Source organism: Devosia sp. FKR38 (assembly GCF_005222805.1).
Taxonomy (GTDB): Bacteria; Pseudomonadota; Alphaproteobacteria; order Rhizobiales; family Devosiaceae; genus Devosia.
In genome coordinates, this window is sequence record NZ_STGC01000005.1 from 1,199,797 (window position 1) to 1,214,853 (window position 15,057).

Annotated in this window: 16 protein-coding genes; 9 read left to right on the top strand and 7 right to left on the bottom strand. The window is 64.8% G+C overall.

Annotation, left to right across the window (positions count from 1 at the left end; translation table 11 throughout):
• Positions 1-13: 13 nt before the first annotated feature.
• Positions 14-1,885, bottom strand: coding sequence for a peptidylprolyl isomerase (locus tag E8M79_RS10840; RefSeq protein WP_137151912.1), 1,872 nt, complete (start codon positions 1,883-1,885; stop codon positions 14-16).
• 124 nt (positions 1,886-2,009) lie between these two features.
• On the opposite strand from E8M79_RS10840, the gene tpiA reads away from it, so the two are divergent.
• The 4 genes from tpiA (at position 2,010) to E8M79_RS10860 (ending at position 5,655) form a co-directional block, all read left to right on the top strand.
• Positions 2,010-2,765 carry a triose-phosphate isomerase gene (tpiA, locus tag E8M79_RS10845; RefSeq protein WP_137151913.1) on the top strand — a complete coding sequence of 252 codons (756 nt, stop codon included), beginning with the start codon at positions 2,010-2,012 and terminating at the stop codon, positions 2,763-2,765.
• Between the two features lie 107 nt (positions 2,766-2,872).
• On the top strand, positions 2,873-3,415 hold the full coding sequence (gene secG, locus E8M79_RS10850) for a preprotein translocase subunit SecG (protein WP_137151914.1): 543 nt from the start codon (positions 2,873-2,875) through the stop codon (positions 3,413-3,415).
• A 111-nt stretch (positions 3,416-3,526) separates the two neighbouring features.
• Entirely contained in the window at positions 3,527-5,155 is a 1,629-nt protein-coding gene (locus E8M79_RS10855; protein ID WP_137151915.1) for a CTP synthase, read from the top strand.
• The gene (locus E8M79_RS10860) at positions 5,155-5,655 is read left to right on the top strand and encodes a GNAT family N-acetyltransferase (RefSeq protein ID WP_137151916.1); all 501 of its coding nucleotides are present in this window, start codon (positions 5,155-5,157) and stop codon (positions 5,653-5,655) included. The genes E8M79_RS10855 and E8M79_RS10860 overlap by 1 nt, the downstream gene beginning before the upstream one ends.
• A 5-nt stretch (positions 5,656-5,660) precedes the next feature.
• On the opposite strand, the gene E8M79_RS10865 is transcribed toward E8M79_RS10860, so the two are convergent.
• Entirely contained in the window at positions 5,661-6,350 is a 690-nt protein-coding gene (locus tag E8M79_RS10865) for a peptidoglycan recognition family protein (protein WP_137151917.1), read from the bottom strand.
• Positions 6,351-6,538: 188 nt separating this feature from the next.
• On the opposite strand from E8M79_RS10865, the gene E8M79_RS10870 reads away from it, so the two are divergent.
• Positions 6,539-6,769, top strand: a complete 231-nt coding sequence (locus E8M79_RS10870) for a DUF4169 family protein (protein WP_137151918.1) — start codon at positions 6,539-6,541, stop codon at positions 6,767-6,769.
• Between the two features lie 3 nt (positions 6,770-6,772).
• On the top strand, positions 6,773-7,738 hold the full coding sequence (locus E8M79_RS10875; protein ID WP_137151919.1) for an NAD-dependent epimerase/dehydratase family protein: 966 nt from the start codon (positions 6,773-6,775) through the stop codon (positions 7,736-7,738).
• 3 nt (positions 7,739-7,741) lie between these two features.
• Here E8M79_RS10875 and E8M79_RS10880 read toward each other — a convergent pair whose 3' ends face one another.
• A complete protein-coding gene (locus E8M79_RS10880) occupies positions 7,742-8,173 on the bottom strand; it encodes a VOC family protein (protein ID WP_248304972.1) in 432 nt (143 codons plus the stop codon).
• A gap of 186 nt (positions 8,174-8,359) precedes the next feature.
• Between E8M79_RS10880 and eno the strand changes: the two genes are divergently transcribed.
• Positions 8,360-9,637 carry a phosphopyruvate hydratase gene (gene eno, locus E8M79_RS10885; RefSeq protein ID WP_137151920.1) on the top strand — a complete coding sequence of 426 codons (1,278 nt, stop codon included), beginning with the start codon at positions 8,360-8,362 and terminating at the stop codon, positions 9,635-9,637.
• Positions 9,638-9,689: 52 nt separating this feature from the next.
• Here eno and arr read toward each other — a convergent pair whose 3' ends face one another.
• Positions 9,690-10,103, bottom strand: a complete 414-nt coding sequence (arr, locus tag E8M79_RS10890) for an NAD(+)--rifampin ADP-ribosyltransferase (protein WP_137151921.1) — start codon at positions 10,101-10,103, stop codon at positions 9,690-9,692.
• Between the two features lie 95 nt (positions 10,104-10,198).
• A complete protein-coding gene (locus E8M79_RS10895; RefSeq protein WP_137151922.1) occupies positions 10,199-11,674 on the bottom strand; it encodes an AMP nucleosidase in 1,476 nt (491 codons plus the stop codon).
• 496 nt (positions 11,675-12,170) lie between these two features.
• On the opposite strand from E8M79_RS10895, the gene E8M79_RS10900 reads away from it, so the two are divergent.
• Both E8M79_RS10900 and E8M79_RS10905 read left to right on the top strand, forming a co-directional pair.
• Complete coding sequence (locus E8M79_RS10900) at positions 12,171-13,085, top strand: bifunctional methylenetetrahydrofolate dehydrogenase/methenyltetrahydrofolate cyclohydrolase (RefSeq protein WP_137151923.1); 915 nt, start codon at positions 12,171-12,173, stop codon at positions 13,083-13,085.
• Entirely contained in the window at positions 13,082-13,633 is a 552-nt protein-coding gene (locus tag E8M79_RS10905; RefSeq protein WP_137151924.1) for a DUF1643 domain-containing protein, read from the top strand. The genes E8M79_RS10900 and E8M79_RS10905 overlap by 4 nt, the downstream gene beginning before the upstream one ends.
• 20 nt (positions 13,634-13,653) lie before the next feature.
• Here E8M79_RS10905 and E8M79_RS10910 read toward each other — a convergent pair whose 3' ends face one another.
• Both E8M79_RS10910 and E8M79_RS10915 read right to left on the bottom strand, forming a co-directional pair.
• Positions 13,654-14,604, bottom strand: a complete 951-nt coding sequence (locus tag E8M79_RS10910; protein WP_137151925.1) for a patatin-like phospholipase family protein — start codon at positions 14,602-14,604, stop codon at positions 13,654-13,656.
• A 99-nt stretch (positions 14,605-14,703) separates the two neighbouring features.
• The gene (locus E8M79_RS10915) at positions 14,704-15,054 is read right to left on the bottom strand and encodes a hypothetical protein (RefSeq protein WP_137151926.1); all 351 of its coding nucleotides are present in this window, start codon (positions 15,052-15,054) and stop codon (positions 14,704-14,706) included.
• Between the last annotated feature and the right edge of the window lie 3 nt (positions 15,055-15,057).

Consider the following 15,057-nt stretch of genomic DNA (forward strand, 5'->3'; position numbering starts at 1 on the left):
GGCCGGCCTGTACTTACAGGCCGGTATTGACGGCAAGGATCTGATTGATCGCCTGCTGGTTGATGCGGAGTCCGGCGTCGTCGCGCACGGCGGTGACGAAATCACCATAGAGGCCGACGCGAACCTCGTTTTCGAGGCTCTTGCCGGCATTGGCTTCGAGCGCACCTTCGGCGGCGACCAGATCAACGACCTGGAACACCACATATTCGCCGCTCTCGCTCACGGCCGTGCCGTGATGCTTGGCGTCGCCGGCAAAGGCCGCTGCGGCCACGGTGGCGTCAATGGTGCCATCCTCGGCCCCAAAGCGGGTGAAGGGCGAGCTGAGCTGCGGGAAGAGGCTATAGGCGGACGCGACATCGGCCAGGGGCGTGCCGGCATCGAGCTTGGCCACGGCGTCGGCCGTTGCGGCCAGCAGCGCGGCATTGCTGCGCTCGGTGGTCAGGGCAGCGACAACATCGTCATGCACCTCGTCCAGCGTCTGGTCGCGGGCCGGATCGACGGCGGTCAGATCGAAATAGAGATTGCCGCTGCCGGCCAGGGGAATGGCCGAGGTGAGCTGGCCCTGCTCGGCCTTGAAGATGGCCTGGCTGACGCGGGGCACGTCGGCGCTATCCAGATCGGGCAGCACGCTGAGCTCGCTGCCGCCGGCGGTGACCTTGGCATCATAGAGTTTGAGGCCGAAGCGCTGGGCGATTTCGCTGAGCGGACGGAAGGCAGCGCGCAGTTCCTCAATCTGGTCCTGCACATCAGCGATTTCATTGCGGGCCTGCACGCGAGCCAGGTCCTGGGCGATCTGCGCGCTGGCTTCGTCCAGCGTCGGCACACCGCCGGCCTCGATGGCCGAGACATGCACGGCACGCTTGCCGGCAACGCCGTCAACGATGACGAACGCGCCCTGGGCGAGGCCAAAGGCGGCCGTGGCGAGGTTGGTGTCGGTGATATCGGCCTGGGCCAGCGTGCCCAGATCGGTGGCGGTCAGGCCATTGTCGGTGACCAGCGTCTCAAAGGGCGTGCCGGCAGCGAGCCCGGCTTCAAAGGCGGCCAGCTGGGTATCGTTGAGCACGACCTGCTGGATGGTGCGGCGCTCGGCCTTGGTCAGATTGGCCTTGGTGCGCTCATATTCGGCGGCGATCGCCTCTGGCGTGATCACCTTGGTGGCAGCCAGATCGGCCGGCGACAGGCGCAGCATCTGCACCGTCCGGGTCTCGACCGTGCGGAACTCGGACTGGTGATCCTTGAGATAGCTGGCCAGCTCGTCCTCGGTGGGGGCCGCAGGGGCCGGCAGATTGGCATCGGTCAGCACGAAATAATCCACCGTGCGCTGGTCGGCGGCATAGCGGTTGATCAGGCTCGAGGCGGTGCTGCTCAGCGTGGTGTCGGCGAACAGGCTCAGAATCAGCTGCTGGCGGCGCGCCGCATTGCGCTGATCATCGAAATATTCGGACTCGGTGAAGCCGCTGCGGGCCAGCACCTGCTTGAAGGCGGTGGGATCGAAATTGCCCAGCGTGCCCTGGAAGGCCGGATCCTGCCGCAGCATTTCGCTGAGCTTCTTGTCCGATGCGCCCAGGCCGAACTGGTCGGCGAGCTGGTCGAGCGCCGCATCCTGCGACAGGCTCTGCAGCACGGTGGAGGGAATGCCAAAGCTCATGGCCTGCTCGGCGGTCGGCATCTGGCCGATCTGCTGGGCGACCTGGTTGAGCTGCGCCTGATAGGCGCGCTGGAAGCTGCGCAGCGAGATGTCCTGGTTGCCCACCTTGCCCACCGAAGTGGTATTGAGACCACCGATCACATTGTTGACGCCAAAGCCCGCTATGCCCACCAAAAGGAACGCTCCCATGATCTTGCCGGGCCAGGATTTCGCAAAACCGCGCAAACTATCGAGCATATCGAGCGTTCCGTTTCAGAGACTTGAGCCTTTACCACAGTGGTGGCAGGGCATTAGTAATCCATTTTGACAGCCGGGGTTAGGGCAATCCCCGTTCCGGTGCAAGAGGCAGGAGAAGCAAACAGTGACCACGACAATATCGCCGCTGATCGCAGGGAACTGGAAAATGAACGGGTTGCGGGGGGCGCTGGACGAGATATCGGCGCTCGCAGCCCTGCTCACCACCGGTGAATCCCCGCGTGCGCTCGTGGTTATCTGCCCACCAGCCACCATTTTATCGGAAGTGTGCCAGCTCGGCGCCACCGCCGGCATCCTGGCCGGTGGCCAGGACTGTCACGCCCAGGCCTCGGGCGCCCATACCGGCGACATTTCGGCCGCCATGCTTGCCGATGCCGGTGCCCAATATGTGATCGTGGGGCACTCCGAGCGCCGCGCCAACCATGGCGAGACCGATGCCATCGTGCGCGCCAAGGGCGAACAGGCTATCGGCGCCGGCCTCAAGCCGATCATCTGCGTGGGCGAAACCGAAGCCCAGCGCGACAGCGGCCAGGCGGAATCGGTGGTGGCCGAACAGCTGGCCGGCTCGGTGCCGGACGCAGCGGGCCTGCATGAGGTCATCATTGCCTATGAGCCGATCTGGGCCATCGGCACCGGCCGCACCCCGACCAATGACGACATCGCCCGCATGCATGCCAATATCCGCCAGCAGCTGGTATCGCGCTTTGCCGAGACCGGCATGACCATCCGCATTCTCTATGGCGGCTCGCTCAAGCCGCAGAATGCCCGCGAGATCCTGGCGGTGGACAATGTCAACGGGGGCCTGGTCGGTGGCGCCAGCCTCTTGGCAAAGGACTTCTACACCATTATTTCCGCCGTCTAGACGGTGACTGCCTGAGGCCGGCCGGAAAATCGGCCCGGCCTCTGGCAATTACGACCCGAGGCGTGTATGACGCGCCATCTTTTGACAGACCAATAGACTGAGACACGATGGCGAACGTCCTGATTGTGGCCTATCTGCTGATCGTCCTGGCGCTGATTGTGGTGATCCTGCTGCAGCGCTCCGAGGGCGGCGCACTGGGCATTGGCGGTGGTGGCGGCGGCGGCTTCATGACCGCGCGCGGCTCGGCGAACCTGCTGACCCGCACCACGGCGATCCTGGCCACCCTGTTCTTTGCCACGGCCATTGGCCTGACGATTCTGAGCGAGCTCGACCGCGGTACCACCAGCATCATCGACGGTGCGGTGACCACGCCTGATGCCACGGCGCCGGGCAGCGTGCTGGACGCACTGAACTCGCTGCAGCCCGAGAGCACCAGCGATCTGCCGGTGCCGACCCCGAGCACGACCACCACGCCCGCTGCCGATACCCCGGCTGCGCCGGCCGCCACCGACGCCACCACGGCGCCTGCGGCCAGCACGACGGCTCCGGCCGAGACCACGACCACGGCGCCCGCTGCGGCTGCCCCTGCGGCTACGGGGACCGAGACCACCCCGGCCCCAGCCGAAACACCGGCCGCGCCGGCCAATTAAGCGCCGCAAGGCGAGACCAAAGAGGGGGATGGAAACATCCCCTTCTTCTTTTTGTGTAGAGCTGCACGGCGGCTCTACGAATCGATGCTGATGTGATTAAGGTGAGCGCCCATGGCTCGGTACGTATTCATCACCGGAGGCGTGGTCTCCTCATTGGGTAAAGGTCTTGCATCGGCGGCGCTCGGCGCTGTCCTGCAAGCGCGCGGCTACAAGGTCCGCCTGCGCAAGCTCGACCCCTATCTCAATGTGGATCCGGGCACGATGTCGCCCACCCAGCACGGCGAGGTGTTCGTCACCGACGACGGTGCCGAGACTGATCTCGACCTGGGCCACTACGAGCGCTTCACCGGCCGCGCCGCCAACAAGCGCGACAACATAACCACCGGCCGCATCTATTCGGACATCCTGGCCAAGGAGCGGAAGGGCGAATATCTCGGCGCCACTGTCCAGGTCATTCCCCACGTCACCGACGCGATCAAGAATTTCGTGCTCGAAGGCAATGAGGACTTCGATTTCGTGCTGGTCGAGATCGGCGGCACCGTCGGCGATATCGAAGGCCTGCCGTTCTTTGAAGCCATCCGCCAGCTCGGCAATGATCTGCCGCGCGGCCATGCCTGCTATCTGCACCTGACGCTGATGCCCTATATCAGCTCGGCGGGTGAGCTGAAGACCAAGCCGACCCAGCACTCGGTCAAGGAGCTGCGCTCCATCGGCATCGCGCCCGACGTGCTGCTGGTCCGCTGCGATCGCCCGATTCCGGAAGGCGAGAAGAAAAAGCTCTCCCTGTTCTGCAACGTGCGCGAAACCGCCGTGATCCAGGGCCTCGACGTCGCCTCGATCTATGACGTGCCGCTGGCCTATCACGAGGAAGGCCTCGACCGCGAAGTGCTCGCCGCCTTTGGCATCACCGACGCGCCGGCCCCCGACCTCAGCGCCTGGCAGGACGTGTCGGCCCGGCTGCACAACCCCGAGGGCGAGGTCAATATCGCCATCGTGGGCAAGTACACCGGCCTCAAGGACGCCTACAAATCCCTCTCGGAAGCCCTCAACCACGGCGGCATCGCCAACAAGGTCAAGGTCAACCTGCAGTGGATTGATTCCGAGGTCTTCGAGCGCGATGACCCGGCACCCTATCTCGAGCATGTGCATGGCATCCTGGTGCCCGGCGGCTTCGGCGAGCGTGGCTCGGCTGGCAAGATCGAGGCAGCCCGCTTTGCCCGCGTCAAGGACGTGCCCTATTTCGGCATCTGCTTTGGCATGCAGATGGCCTGCGTCGAGGCGGCCCGCAACACCGCCGGCATCAAGAATGCCTCATCGACCGAATTCGGCCCCACCAAGGAGCCCATCGTCGGCATGATGACCGAATGGGTGAAGGGCAATGACACCGAAAAGCGCGCCAATGACGGTGACCTTGGCGGCACCATGCGCCTGGGCGCTTATCCGGCCCAGCTCACCCGCGGCAGCCGCGTTGCCGATATCTATGGCACCACCCGCATCTCCGAGCGCCATCGTCACCGCTATGAGGTGAACATGGACTATCGCAAGTTGCTCGAGAAGAACGGCCTGCTGTTCTCCGGCGTCTCGCCCGATGGCAAGCTGCCCGAGATCGTCGAGCGCACCGACCACCCCTGGTTCATCGGCGTGCAGTTCCACCCTGAGCTGAAGTCCAAGCCCTTCGAGCCGCATCCGCTGTTCGCCAGCTTCATCGCGGCGGCCATCGATCAAAGCCGGCTCGTCTAGTGCATATCCGCACGGAGCGCCTGCTGCTCCGGCGGCCCAGACCGGGTGATCTCGATGCCTTCTTCGGGATCACCTCTAGCCCCCTTGCCATGCGCTATTGGTCGACGCTGCCGCATGCCGACCTGTCGGTGACGCGGACGTGGCTCGACAATATGGTCGGCCGCGAGGCCACCGGCGGCCAGCACTTTGCCATTGAGCTTGATGGCCAGGTGATCGGCGAAGTCGGCGCCGGGCGGCTGCCCGACTTCGGCTTCATCATTCATCCGGACTTTTGGGGCAGGGGCTTTGCCACCGAGGCCTCAAAGGCCGCCGTCGCCCATATCTTTGCCGTCACCGACACGCCCAACCTCAAGGCGGATGTCGATCCGCGCAATGCCGCCTCGCTGGCCGTGCTGGCCCGGCTCGGCTTTGTCGAATCCGGCCGGGCCGAGCGCACATTTCTCTTGGGCGAGGAATGGTGCGACAGCATCTATCTCACGCTGCCCCGCCCCGCCGCCTGACCGGTTCAGCCGCCGGCGTCGAGGCGCTTGCGCAGGGCCTGCATCGACATCGACAGGGCGCCGCCCGGATCCTGCTTGCGCCAATAGCCAATGCCCTGCTTGCCGCTGACTTCGTGGTGGCCCAGCACATAGCGATTGTCGAAGACATTGGGCTTGTTGCTCTTGAGCCAGAGCAGCAGGCGGATCAGCGCCTCTTCCTGCGCATCGGTATAGGCCTTGTAGATGCCTGACGGGCAGCCGTAGTCCGCCTCCTTGACCTCGCGCGTCTGCTCGGCCGGATAGGTCTTGCCGAACCAGCTCTTGCGCTTGGCATCGAGCAGGCCCGCGCTACAGACTTCAATGCCCACCAGCTTGGAGCTCACGCCCGAGCCCAGCCCGGGCCAATGCGACTCGCCGGCGTGATAGCCCCATTCGTCGAGCGGGAAGGACTGGTAGATCTTGCCGGTTGGTCCGATGACGAAGAAGCAATAGCCCTGCTGCCGGCCCCAGGACAGCGTGCCGCGCGCATCGTCCTCGCTCTGGTCGTGCCCTGCCGTATAGTGGACGATGGCGCCCACCGGATAGCGATTGGCATATTTGCCCTGGGTCTTCATCAGCGGGCTAACCGCCTCGGCCAGGGGGTACCACAGCATTCCCGCGCCACTCTCGCGCACGGACGGGCGAATGGGCTCGCCGGCCATGAACTCTTCCGTCATCTCTGCCTCTCCCGGGACACCATGTCCCCGGGGCCAGTCAAGGCCCGGGCCGCAGGACCCGCAATTGGTACAAATCCCCGTCAGCACACCGGAAAACTACCGACAGCGGCACGCCCTTCGGGGCGAGCGGACTTGGCCGGATGGGGCGCGCCATGCTAGCCAGAGGGGAGACAAGCCCGGAGCCAAACATGGCCGAGATCATCAACCTGCGCATGGCGCGCAAGCACAAGGCTCGGGCCGACAAAGAGGCGCAGGCGGCGCAGAACCGCATCAGCTTTGGGCGCACCAAGGCGGAGAAACAGCAGGCCGCCGCCGAAAAGGCACTGGCCGACAAGCGCATCGACGGCCATCGCCGCGATGAAGTCGACGGCAATAGCCGCGACGGGATCGACGGCCACAAAAAGACGACGGAGGACTAGGCCATGAGCAAGATCGTCATTATCGGCGCGACCGGGCATATCGGCACCTATCTGGTGCCCCGATTGATCATGGCCGGGCACGAGGTGATTGCCGTCAGCCGGGGCAGGGCGCAGCCCTATCAGCCGTCCGCCGTCTGGCAGCATGCCCGCATGGTCACCATCGACCGCGCGGCCGAGGAGGCCCGGGGCAGCTTCGGCAGCGCCATTGCCAATCTGGGCGCCGATATCGTGGTGGACTGCATCTGCTTCACGCTGGAGAGCCACAACCAGCTGGCCGATGCACTGCGCGGCCAGGTCAGCCACTTCATCCATGTGGGCACCATCTGGACCCATGGCGTCTCGGCCGTGGTGCCGACGCCGGAATCGGCCGTCAAATTCCCCTTCGGCGACTATGGCGTCGCCAAAGCCGCCATCGAGGCCGACCTGCTGCACCGGGCGGCCATGGAGCAGTTTCCCGCCACGCTGGTGCATCCTGGCCATATCGTCGGGCCCGGCTGGGCGCCGCTCAATCCGGCGGGCCACTTCAACCCGGCGGTGTTCAGCACCATTGCGCGTGGCGACGAGCTACCACTGGCCAATTTCGGGCTGGAAACCGTGCATCATGTGCATGCCGACGACGTGGCCCAGGTCATCGTGCGCGCCATCGACAATCGCACCGCATCGGTCGGCGAAGCCTTCCATGCCGTCTCCGGCGCGGCCGTAACGCTGCGCGGCTATGCCGAGGCCATGTATCGCTGGTTCGGGCACCAGCCGCGCCTGCGCTTTGCCGGCTTCGAGCAATGGGCCGCCGAGCAGGACCCCGAGGAGGCCAAGGCCACCTGGGAGCATATTGCCCGCTCGCCCAATTGTTCGATCGACAAGGGTCGGCGCCTGCTCGGCTATGCGCCGCGCTATACCTCCCTCGAGGCTGTGCAGGAATCAGTGACCTGGCTGATCGCCAATGGCCAGGTCACCGGACCGGTCCGCTAGAGGCTACCAGTTGACCTGGCAGACGCCGCCATGCGGCTGGAACTGCCTGCTTTGGGGCGTGTACTGGAAGATCTCGATCTTGGCGCCATCGGGGTCGGCGGTCCAGGCCTGCCAGGTGCCGTCGACGCCCAGCTTCTTGTCGGTGATGGCAACGCCCTTGGCCCGCACATGAGCCAGAAGACCATCAAGGTCCTCGGTCTCAAAGCACAGGTGGTTGATCGGATTGCTATCGGCAAACTGCACGGCGTCGCGGCGGAACACTTCGACAAAGGTGCGCGCGCCAGTGGCCAGATAGAAGCCGATCCAGTCCTCGCCGCGGTTGAAGTCGAAGGCTTTCTCCAGGCCCAGCACATCGACATAGAAGGCTTCGGTCTTGGCCAGATCCTGCGCAAAAACGCAGACATGGGCCACCTGCTTGATCATTGTGTTCGTCATCGGTCCTCCTCAGGGTTGCTCCCGTATTAGCGATAATCCGGCCGACGAACAACCGCTGGCGCGGCAAAGCACGGCGCGATCGGCGCTCCCAGCGCAATTTTTCTTGGGTGCCCTCTTTTCACTGTCATGACCTGCGTCTAACAGAAGGCCAGCAATCGCGTGAACTCCCATCGGGAAGGGCTATCCATGTCTTCAATCATCCACGTCACCGGCCGCCAGATCTATGACAGCCGCGGCAACCCCACGGTCGAAGTTGATGTGGTGCTCGACGATGGCAGCTTCGGCCGCGCCGCAGTGCCCTCGGGTGCCTCCACCGGCGCCCATGAGGCTGTCGAGCTGCGCGACGGCGGCAAGAAGTACAATGGCAAGGGCGTGACCCAGGCCGTCGAGAACGTCAATTCGGCGATCTTCGACGAAATCCAGGGCATGGACGCGCTCGACCAGCTCGCCGTCGACCAGGCCATGATCGATCTCGATGGCACGCCGAACAAGTCGCGCCTGGGCGCCAATGCCATTCTGGGTGTTTCGCTGGCCGTGGCCAAGGCCGCTGCCGAATCGAGCGAACTGCCCTTCTACCGCTACATCGGCGGCCCGAACGCCCATGTGCTGCCCGTGCCGATGATGAACATCATCAATGGCGGCGAGCATGCCGACAACCCGATCGACATGCAGGAATTCATGATCCTGCCCGCCGGCGCCGAGAACCTGGCCGACGCTGTCCGTATCGGCTCGGAAATCTTCCACACGCTCAAGAAGGGCCTCTCGGCCGAGGGCTACAACACCTCCGTGGGTGACGAAGGCGGCTTTGCGCCGAACCTCAAATCCGCCGACGACGCGCTAGGCTTTATCATGCGCTCGATCGAAAAGGCCGGCTACAAGCCCGGCGAAGACGTGTTCCTGGGCCTCGACTGCGCCGCCACCGAATATTTCATGGGCGGCAAGTATGAGATGGTCGGCGAAGGCAAGTCGCTGAGCTCAGACGAAAACGTGGCCTTCCTGGCCGACCTGGCTGCCCGCTACCCCATCATCACCATCGAAGACGGCATGGCCGAGGACGACTGGGAAGGCTGGAAGGCCCTGACCGACGCCATCGGCGACAAGGTACAGCTGGTGGGCGACGACCTGTTCGTCACCAACACCAAGCGTCTCGTCTCGGGCATCAAGATGGGGGTGGCCAACTCCATCCTGGTCAAGGTCAACCAGATCGGCTCGCTCTCGGAAACCCTCAACGCCGTCGATACCGCACACCGCGCTGGCTATACCTCGGTGATGTCGCATCGCTCGGGCGAAACCGAAGATTCCACCATTGCCGACCTGGCCGTGGCGCTCAACTGCGGTCAGATCAAGACCGGCTCGCTCAGCCGTTCCGATCGCCTGGCCAAGTACAACCAGCTCATCCGCATCGAAGAGCAGCTCGGCACCTCGGCCAAGTACGCCGGCTACTCGGTGGTCAAGGGCCGCTGATCGGTTCGACAATGGTTACGGAAAAGCCCGGTGGTGACACCGGGCTTTTTTGTCAGTCGATCGCTTCGATCCCCTCGCGCCGCATCCGCTCCACACTGTCCTTCATCTTCTGAAGCACGTCGGGGGCGTGGCCCTGCCAGGTCTCGACCTCGCTTACGATCTCCAGCGGATGCTGGCTGCGATAGGACTGTGTCGGATTGCCAGGAAACTTGGCGTCGGTGAGATTGGGATCGTCAACGAACGGGCCTGTGGGGCGGACGATGTAGATGCGCTGCCGCCCCGCGCCCTGGGCCAGCTCTGCCCCCCATATGGCAGCCTCGAGCGTGGCTGCGAAATAGATCCATGACGACGGCTTGCCTGCACCGAAGTTGGACTTGTAACCGGGCACCATATGCTGGCCGATCCGGAGATCGGCGCGCGTGCCATGGTAGAACACCGCGGTGTCAGGCTGTTCGGATGCGTACATGGGCAGCTCCTGTTTCAGGGAGCCCCTCGTCTACAGCAAGGCGCGGGGCTTGAAGCAAGCCCCTTTCGCCCCACATGTACAAATGGGAAGACGCCCTACTGAAACGCCGTCTCGGCAAAGCTGCGCAGCTTGCGCGAGTGCAGCCGCTCGGCCGGCTGGTCGCGCAGGATTTCCATGGCGCGCAGGCCGATCAGCAAATGCCGATTGATCTGCGTGCGGTAGAAATCCGAGGCCATGCCGGGCAGCTTGAGTTCGCCATGCAGCGGCTTGTCGGAGACGCAGAGCAGCGTGCCATAGGGCACGCGGAAGCGGAACCCGTTGGCGGCAATGGTCGCGGACTCCATGTCGAGCGCCACGGCGCGCGACTGGCTGAGCCGCTGGGTGATCTCGGCCTGGTCGCGCAGCTCCCAATTGCGATTGTCAAACGTCGCCACCGTGCCGGTGCGCATGATCTTTTTGGTTTCGAGCCCTTCGGTCTGGGTGATCTCGTGCACGGCCTGCTCGAGTGCCACCTGCACCTCGGCCAGCGCCGGGATCGGCACCGACAGCGGCAGGTCGGCGTCGAGCACATGGTCCTCACGCACATAGGCATGGGCGAGCACATAATCGCCCAGTTCCTGCGAATTGCGCAGGCCCGCACAGTGGCCCAGCATGATCCAGGCATGCGGCCGGAGCACAGCGATATGGTCGGTGATGGTCTTGGCGTTGGACGGGCCGACGCCAATGTTGACCATGGTGATGCCGCGGCCATTGGGGGCCGTCAGGTGATAGGCCGGCATCTGCGGCGCGCGGGCAGGCGACGTGCCCGCCACCTTGCCACCGGCCAGGGCATTGTCGGTCACCACATTGCCCGGCTCGATGAAGCTCTCGTAGTGCGTGTGGCCATCGGCCAGGTATTGCTTGGCGACGCGGCAGAACTCGTCGATGTAAAAGGCGTAATTGGTGAAGATCACGAAATTCTGGAAATGGCCCGCGTCAGTGCCAGTGTAGTGGCTGAGCCGGAACAGCGAATAGTCCACGCGCGGCGCGGTAAAGGCAGCCAGCGGATAGGGTCCGCCGCGCGGCGGCACAAAGGTGCCATTGGCGATCTCGTCGTCAGTATTGCCCAGGTCCGGCGCGTCGAACACGTCACGCAGCGGGATATTGAGCGCATTGAGCGCCTCGCCATCGATCCGCTCATTGGCCGGCACGGCGAAATGCAGCGGGATGGGTGTGTCAGATTCCCCGATGTCGATGGTGCCGCCGTGGTTTTTCAGGATGACGGCGAACTGTTCCTGGAAATAGCTGCAGAACAGGTCCGGCGCGGTCACGGTGGTGCGATAGATGCCCGGGGTATGCAGGAACCCATAGGGCAGGGTGCTCTCGCTGCGGCTATAGCTGGTGGAGCGCACTTCGATCTGCGGATAACAGGCACGCACACGGCCGGGCGGGATAATGCCCTTGGCCAGCGAGGCCAGGTGGCCGCGAATGAAGCCGGTATTGCGATGGTAGATCTCGGCCATATAACGCCAGGCCTCCGCAGGCTCGGTGAAGGACTTGGTCTCCAGGCGCGGGGGGCTGATGGTCGTCATCTCTGTTTCTCTTTCATCTCGCGGGTTCCGGATTGAACCCGCCGTCGGCGGAATCGCGCTTTCGTGGTGCGCAGCGTCTATCCACCTCAAATGACAGCTTCTAGACGGCGCTTCAACTGCACCCCGGTTTTGGCGGTCCAAGGGCGGGGCTTTCACAAGGCAGTGATGTGCTCTTTTCTCGCCGCATTTGGACACCATCTTCTTCATCAGTTCACTGGCTCGGCAAGCGACCCATGCAACCGGTGAACCAGGAATGTTGTGTTGGCCGCTTGTCCCCCAAGCCCTCAACAGTGCGGCGAGCCTGCATTCCCACCGGCCACCGAAGCAGAGATGCTTCGGTGGCCCTTTCGTTTCCAGTGCTGCCGAACGAGAAAAGCCGTCTCTGCCGGCGCAAGCCCATGGACGGGGCGGCCAACATTTCCTATTGCATGCCGCAACGCCGCTGAGGGCTTTGCCCGAGCTGGCGGCAGCATCGGTCCAAACTGGAGGCGCCCCCATGACAGCCACGAGCACAGCCACGATCATCGACGGCAAGAGCTTTGCCGAGGGCCTGCGCGGCCGCATCGCCGACCATGTCGCCCGGCTCAAGGCCGAGCACGGCATCACGGCGGGCCTGGCGGTGGTCATCGTCGGCCATGATCCGGGCAGCCAGGTCTATGTGGCGCAAAAGGCCAAGCAGACCGTGGAAGTGGGCATGCATTCCGAGAAATACGAGCTGCCCGAGGACACCAGCGAGGCCGAGGTGCTGGCGCTGGTGCACAAGCTCAACGCCGATCCGGCCATCCACGGCATTCTGGTGCAGATGCCGGTGCCCAAGCAGATCGACCCCAATAAGGTCATCGAGGCCATCGACCCGGCCAAGGATGTCGACTGCTTCACGCCCGCCAATGTGGGCAAGGTGCAGATCGGCTTGCCGGGCCCGGTGTCCTGCACGCCACTGGGGTGCCTGATGCTGCTGCGCGACCAGCTCGGCACGCTGGCCGGCAAGCATGCCGTGATCATCGGGCGCTCCAACCTGGTCGGCAAGCCGATGATGCAATTGCTGCTGCGCGACAATTGCACGGTGACCGTCGCCCATTCGCGCACCGTCGATCTGCCGTCCATCGTGCGCCAGGCCGATATCGTGGTCGCGGCTGTCGGCCGACCCGAAATGATCAAGGGCGACTGGATCAAGCCGGGCGCCACCGTGATCGACGTCGGCATCAACCGCATCGATGCGCCCGAGCGTGGGCCCGGCAAGACCCGCCTTTTGGGTGACGTCGAGTTCGCCTCGGCCAAGGACGTGGCCGGTGCCATCACGCCGGTGCCAGGTGGCGTGGGGCCCATGACCATTGCCTGCCTGTTGGCCAATACGGTGACCACGGCCTGCCTGATCAATGGTCTCGTGCCGCCGAGCGACCTCACCGCATGACCATCGATGCCCATGATCCGGGCGGCAAGGTGCGCCTGGCGCTGATGCCGGGCGTCAAGGGCGACGCCAGCTTCAGCGCCGATGGCCGCTATCGCCGGCTGATGCGGCGCTGGATCGGTGACGCGTTCCCGTCGCGTTACCTGTTGTTCATCGGCATGAACCCCAGCACGGCCGATGCCATGGTCAATGACCCGACCTGCGCACGCGAGTGGACGTTCACACGCCGCGAGGGCTTTGAGGCCATGGTCAAGGCCAATGTGGGCGACTATCGCGCCACCGATCCCAAGATGCTGCTGGCGCCGGGCGTCGCTGCCGTGTCGCCGGACAATCTGCCGGCGATCCGTGCGGCCGCCCAAGGCGCCGACCGGGTGATCCTCTGCCATGGCAAGCTCAACAAGGCGCTGGCGCCGGCCGGGCGGGAGCTGGTGGCGGCGCTACGGGCCGATGGCATTGACCTCTGGTGCTTTGGCACCAATGCCGATGGCTCGCCCAAGCATCCGCTTTATCTGCGCGCCGATACGCCGCTGGTGGCGTTTGCGGGGCTCTGAGGTCCCTCCCGGGCCGAGTGCTAGGCGCGCCGCGCCAGCTTGGCCTCGATGATCGGGATCACCCGCTCGGCGGCAGCGCGGCCTTCGGCCATGGCATCTTCGGCGCGGTGGAAATCCATGATGGCAATATCGACCACCCGCGGCAGCACCAGCACATGCGGCGGTTCGCCCGCCAGGCGAGAGCGGGTGATGTGGTCCTGCATGATGTCGATGGCATTGGCCAGCACGTCGAAATAGCCAGGCGTTGCGGGCGTGGACCCGAAGAAATTGAACGTCGCCATGCGCGCCTGCACCGAGGCGGGAATGGCGCGCACCATGTCGATAAAGCTGGCTGGGCCACCCGCCGCGGCCAGCGGCAGTTCCGGCTCGGCTGCAGCGGCGTCATCGGCGGCATCTTCGGCGACCAGCCGGCGACCCAGCAGATCCTCGTTGAGATTGACCGCGATGATGAAGTCGGCGCCCATGGCGCGGGCCAGCGACACCGGTACCGGATTGACCAGGCCGCCATCGCTGAGCCAGCGGCCATCGAGCTTGACGGGGCTGAACACGCCCGGCATGCCGATGGAGGCGCGGATCGCCTGGGTCAGCGGGCCATTGCGCAGCCAGATCTCGCGGCCGCTGGAAATATCGGTCGCCACCGCGCCAAAGGGGATGGGCAGGTCCTCGATGGTCTCCGACAGGCCCAGACCGCCCAGCCAGTTGACGATGCGCACGCCATCGACCAGCCCGCCGGCCAAGAGGCCCACATCGACCATGGAGGCCACCACGCGCCAGTCGGCACCGATGGCCCAGTCGCGCAGCTTGTCGAGCTGGCCGCTGGCATAGACGGCGCCGACCAGGGCACCCATCGAGGTGCCGCAGACAATGTCAGGCTTGATGCCGGCCTCGACCAGGGCATCGATCACCCCGATATGCGCCCAGCCGCGCGCGGCGCCGCTTCCCAGGGCCAGGGCGATGACGGGTTTGGACATGGCGAAGCCTCTGCTGTTGCGCCGGCAGGATAGGCACGCGCACTGGCCCTGTCACCTATGATCAGAGAGCCACCAGGCCGCCCCGCCTGCGGCACAATATCAGGCGGCACCAGCCAGATAGAAGCGCCGGGCGACGGTATGATCGCGCAGCGCCAGGGCCGGCAGCTTGCCGGTCAGCGCCGCCACCACGACCGATGGGTCGGGCAATGCGCTGGCATCGACCATCACTCTGCTGAAGGCCGGGCGGCGCCCCAGCTTGACCTCTTCGAGCATGTCGAACAGCAGCGCCCGCACATCGGTGCGCGTCGCGCAGGCAACGCAGGTGCTGCCATCGGCATGGCCATGGCCCGAATTGGCGGCGAGGCGCAGCAGTGCCGTTTCGCCATCGAGCGCCAGCATGTGGCCGGGCTCGGTGACCAGGGTCACGGGAATGGGCTCAGCCTTGGACATCGA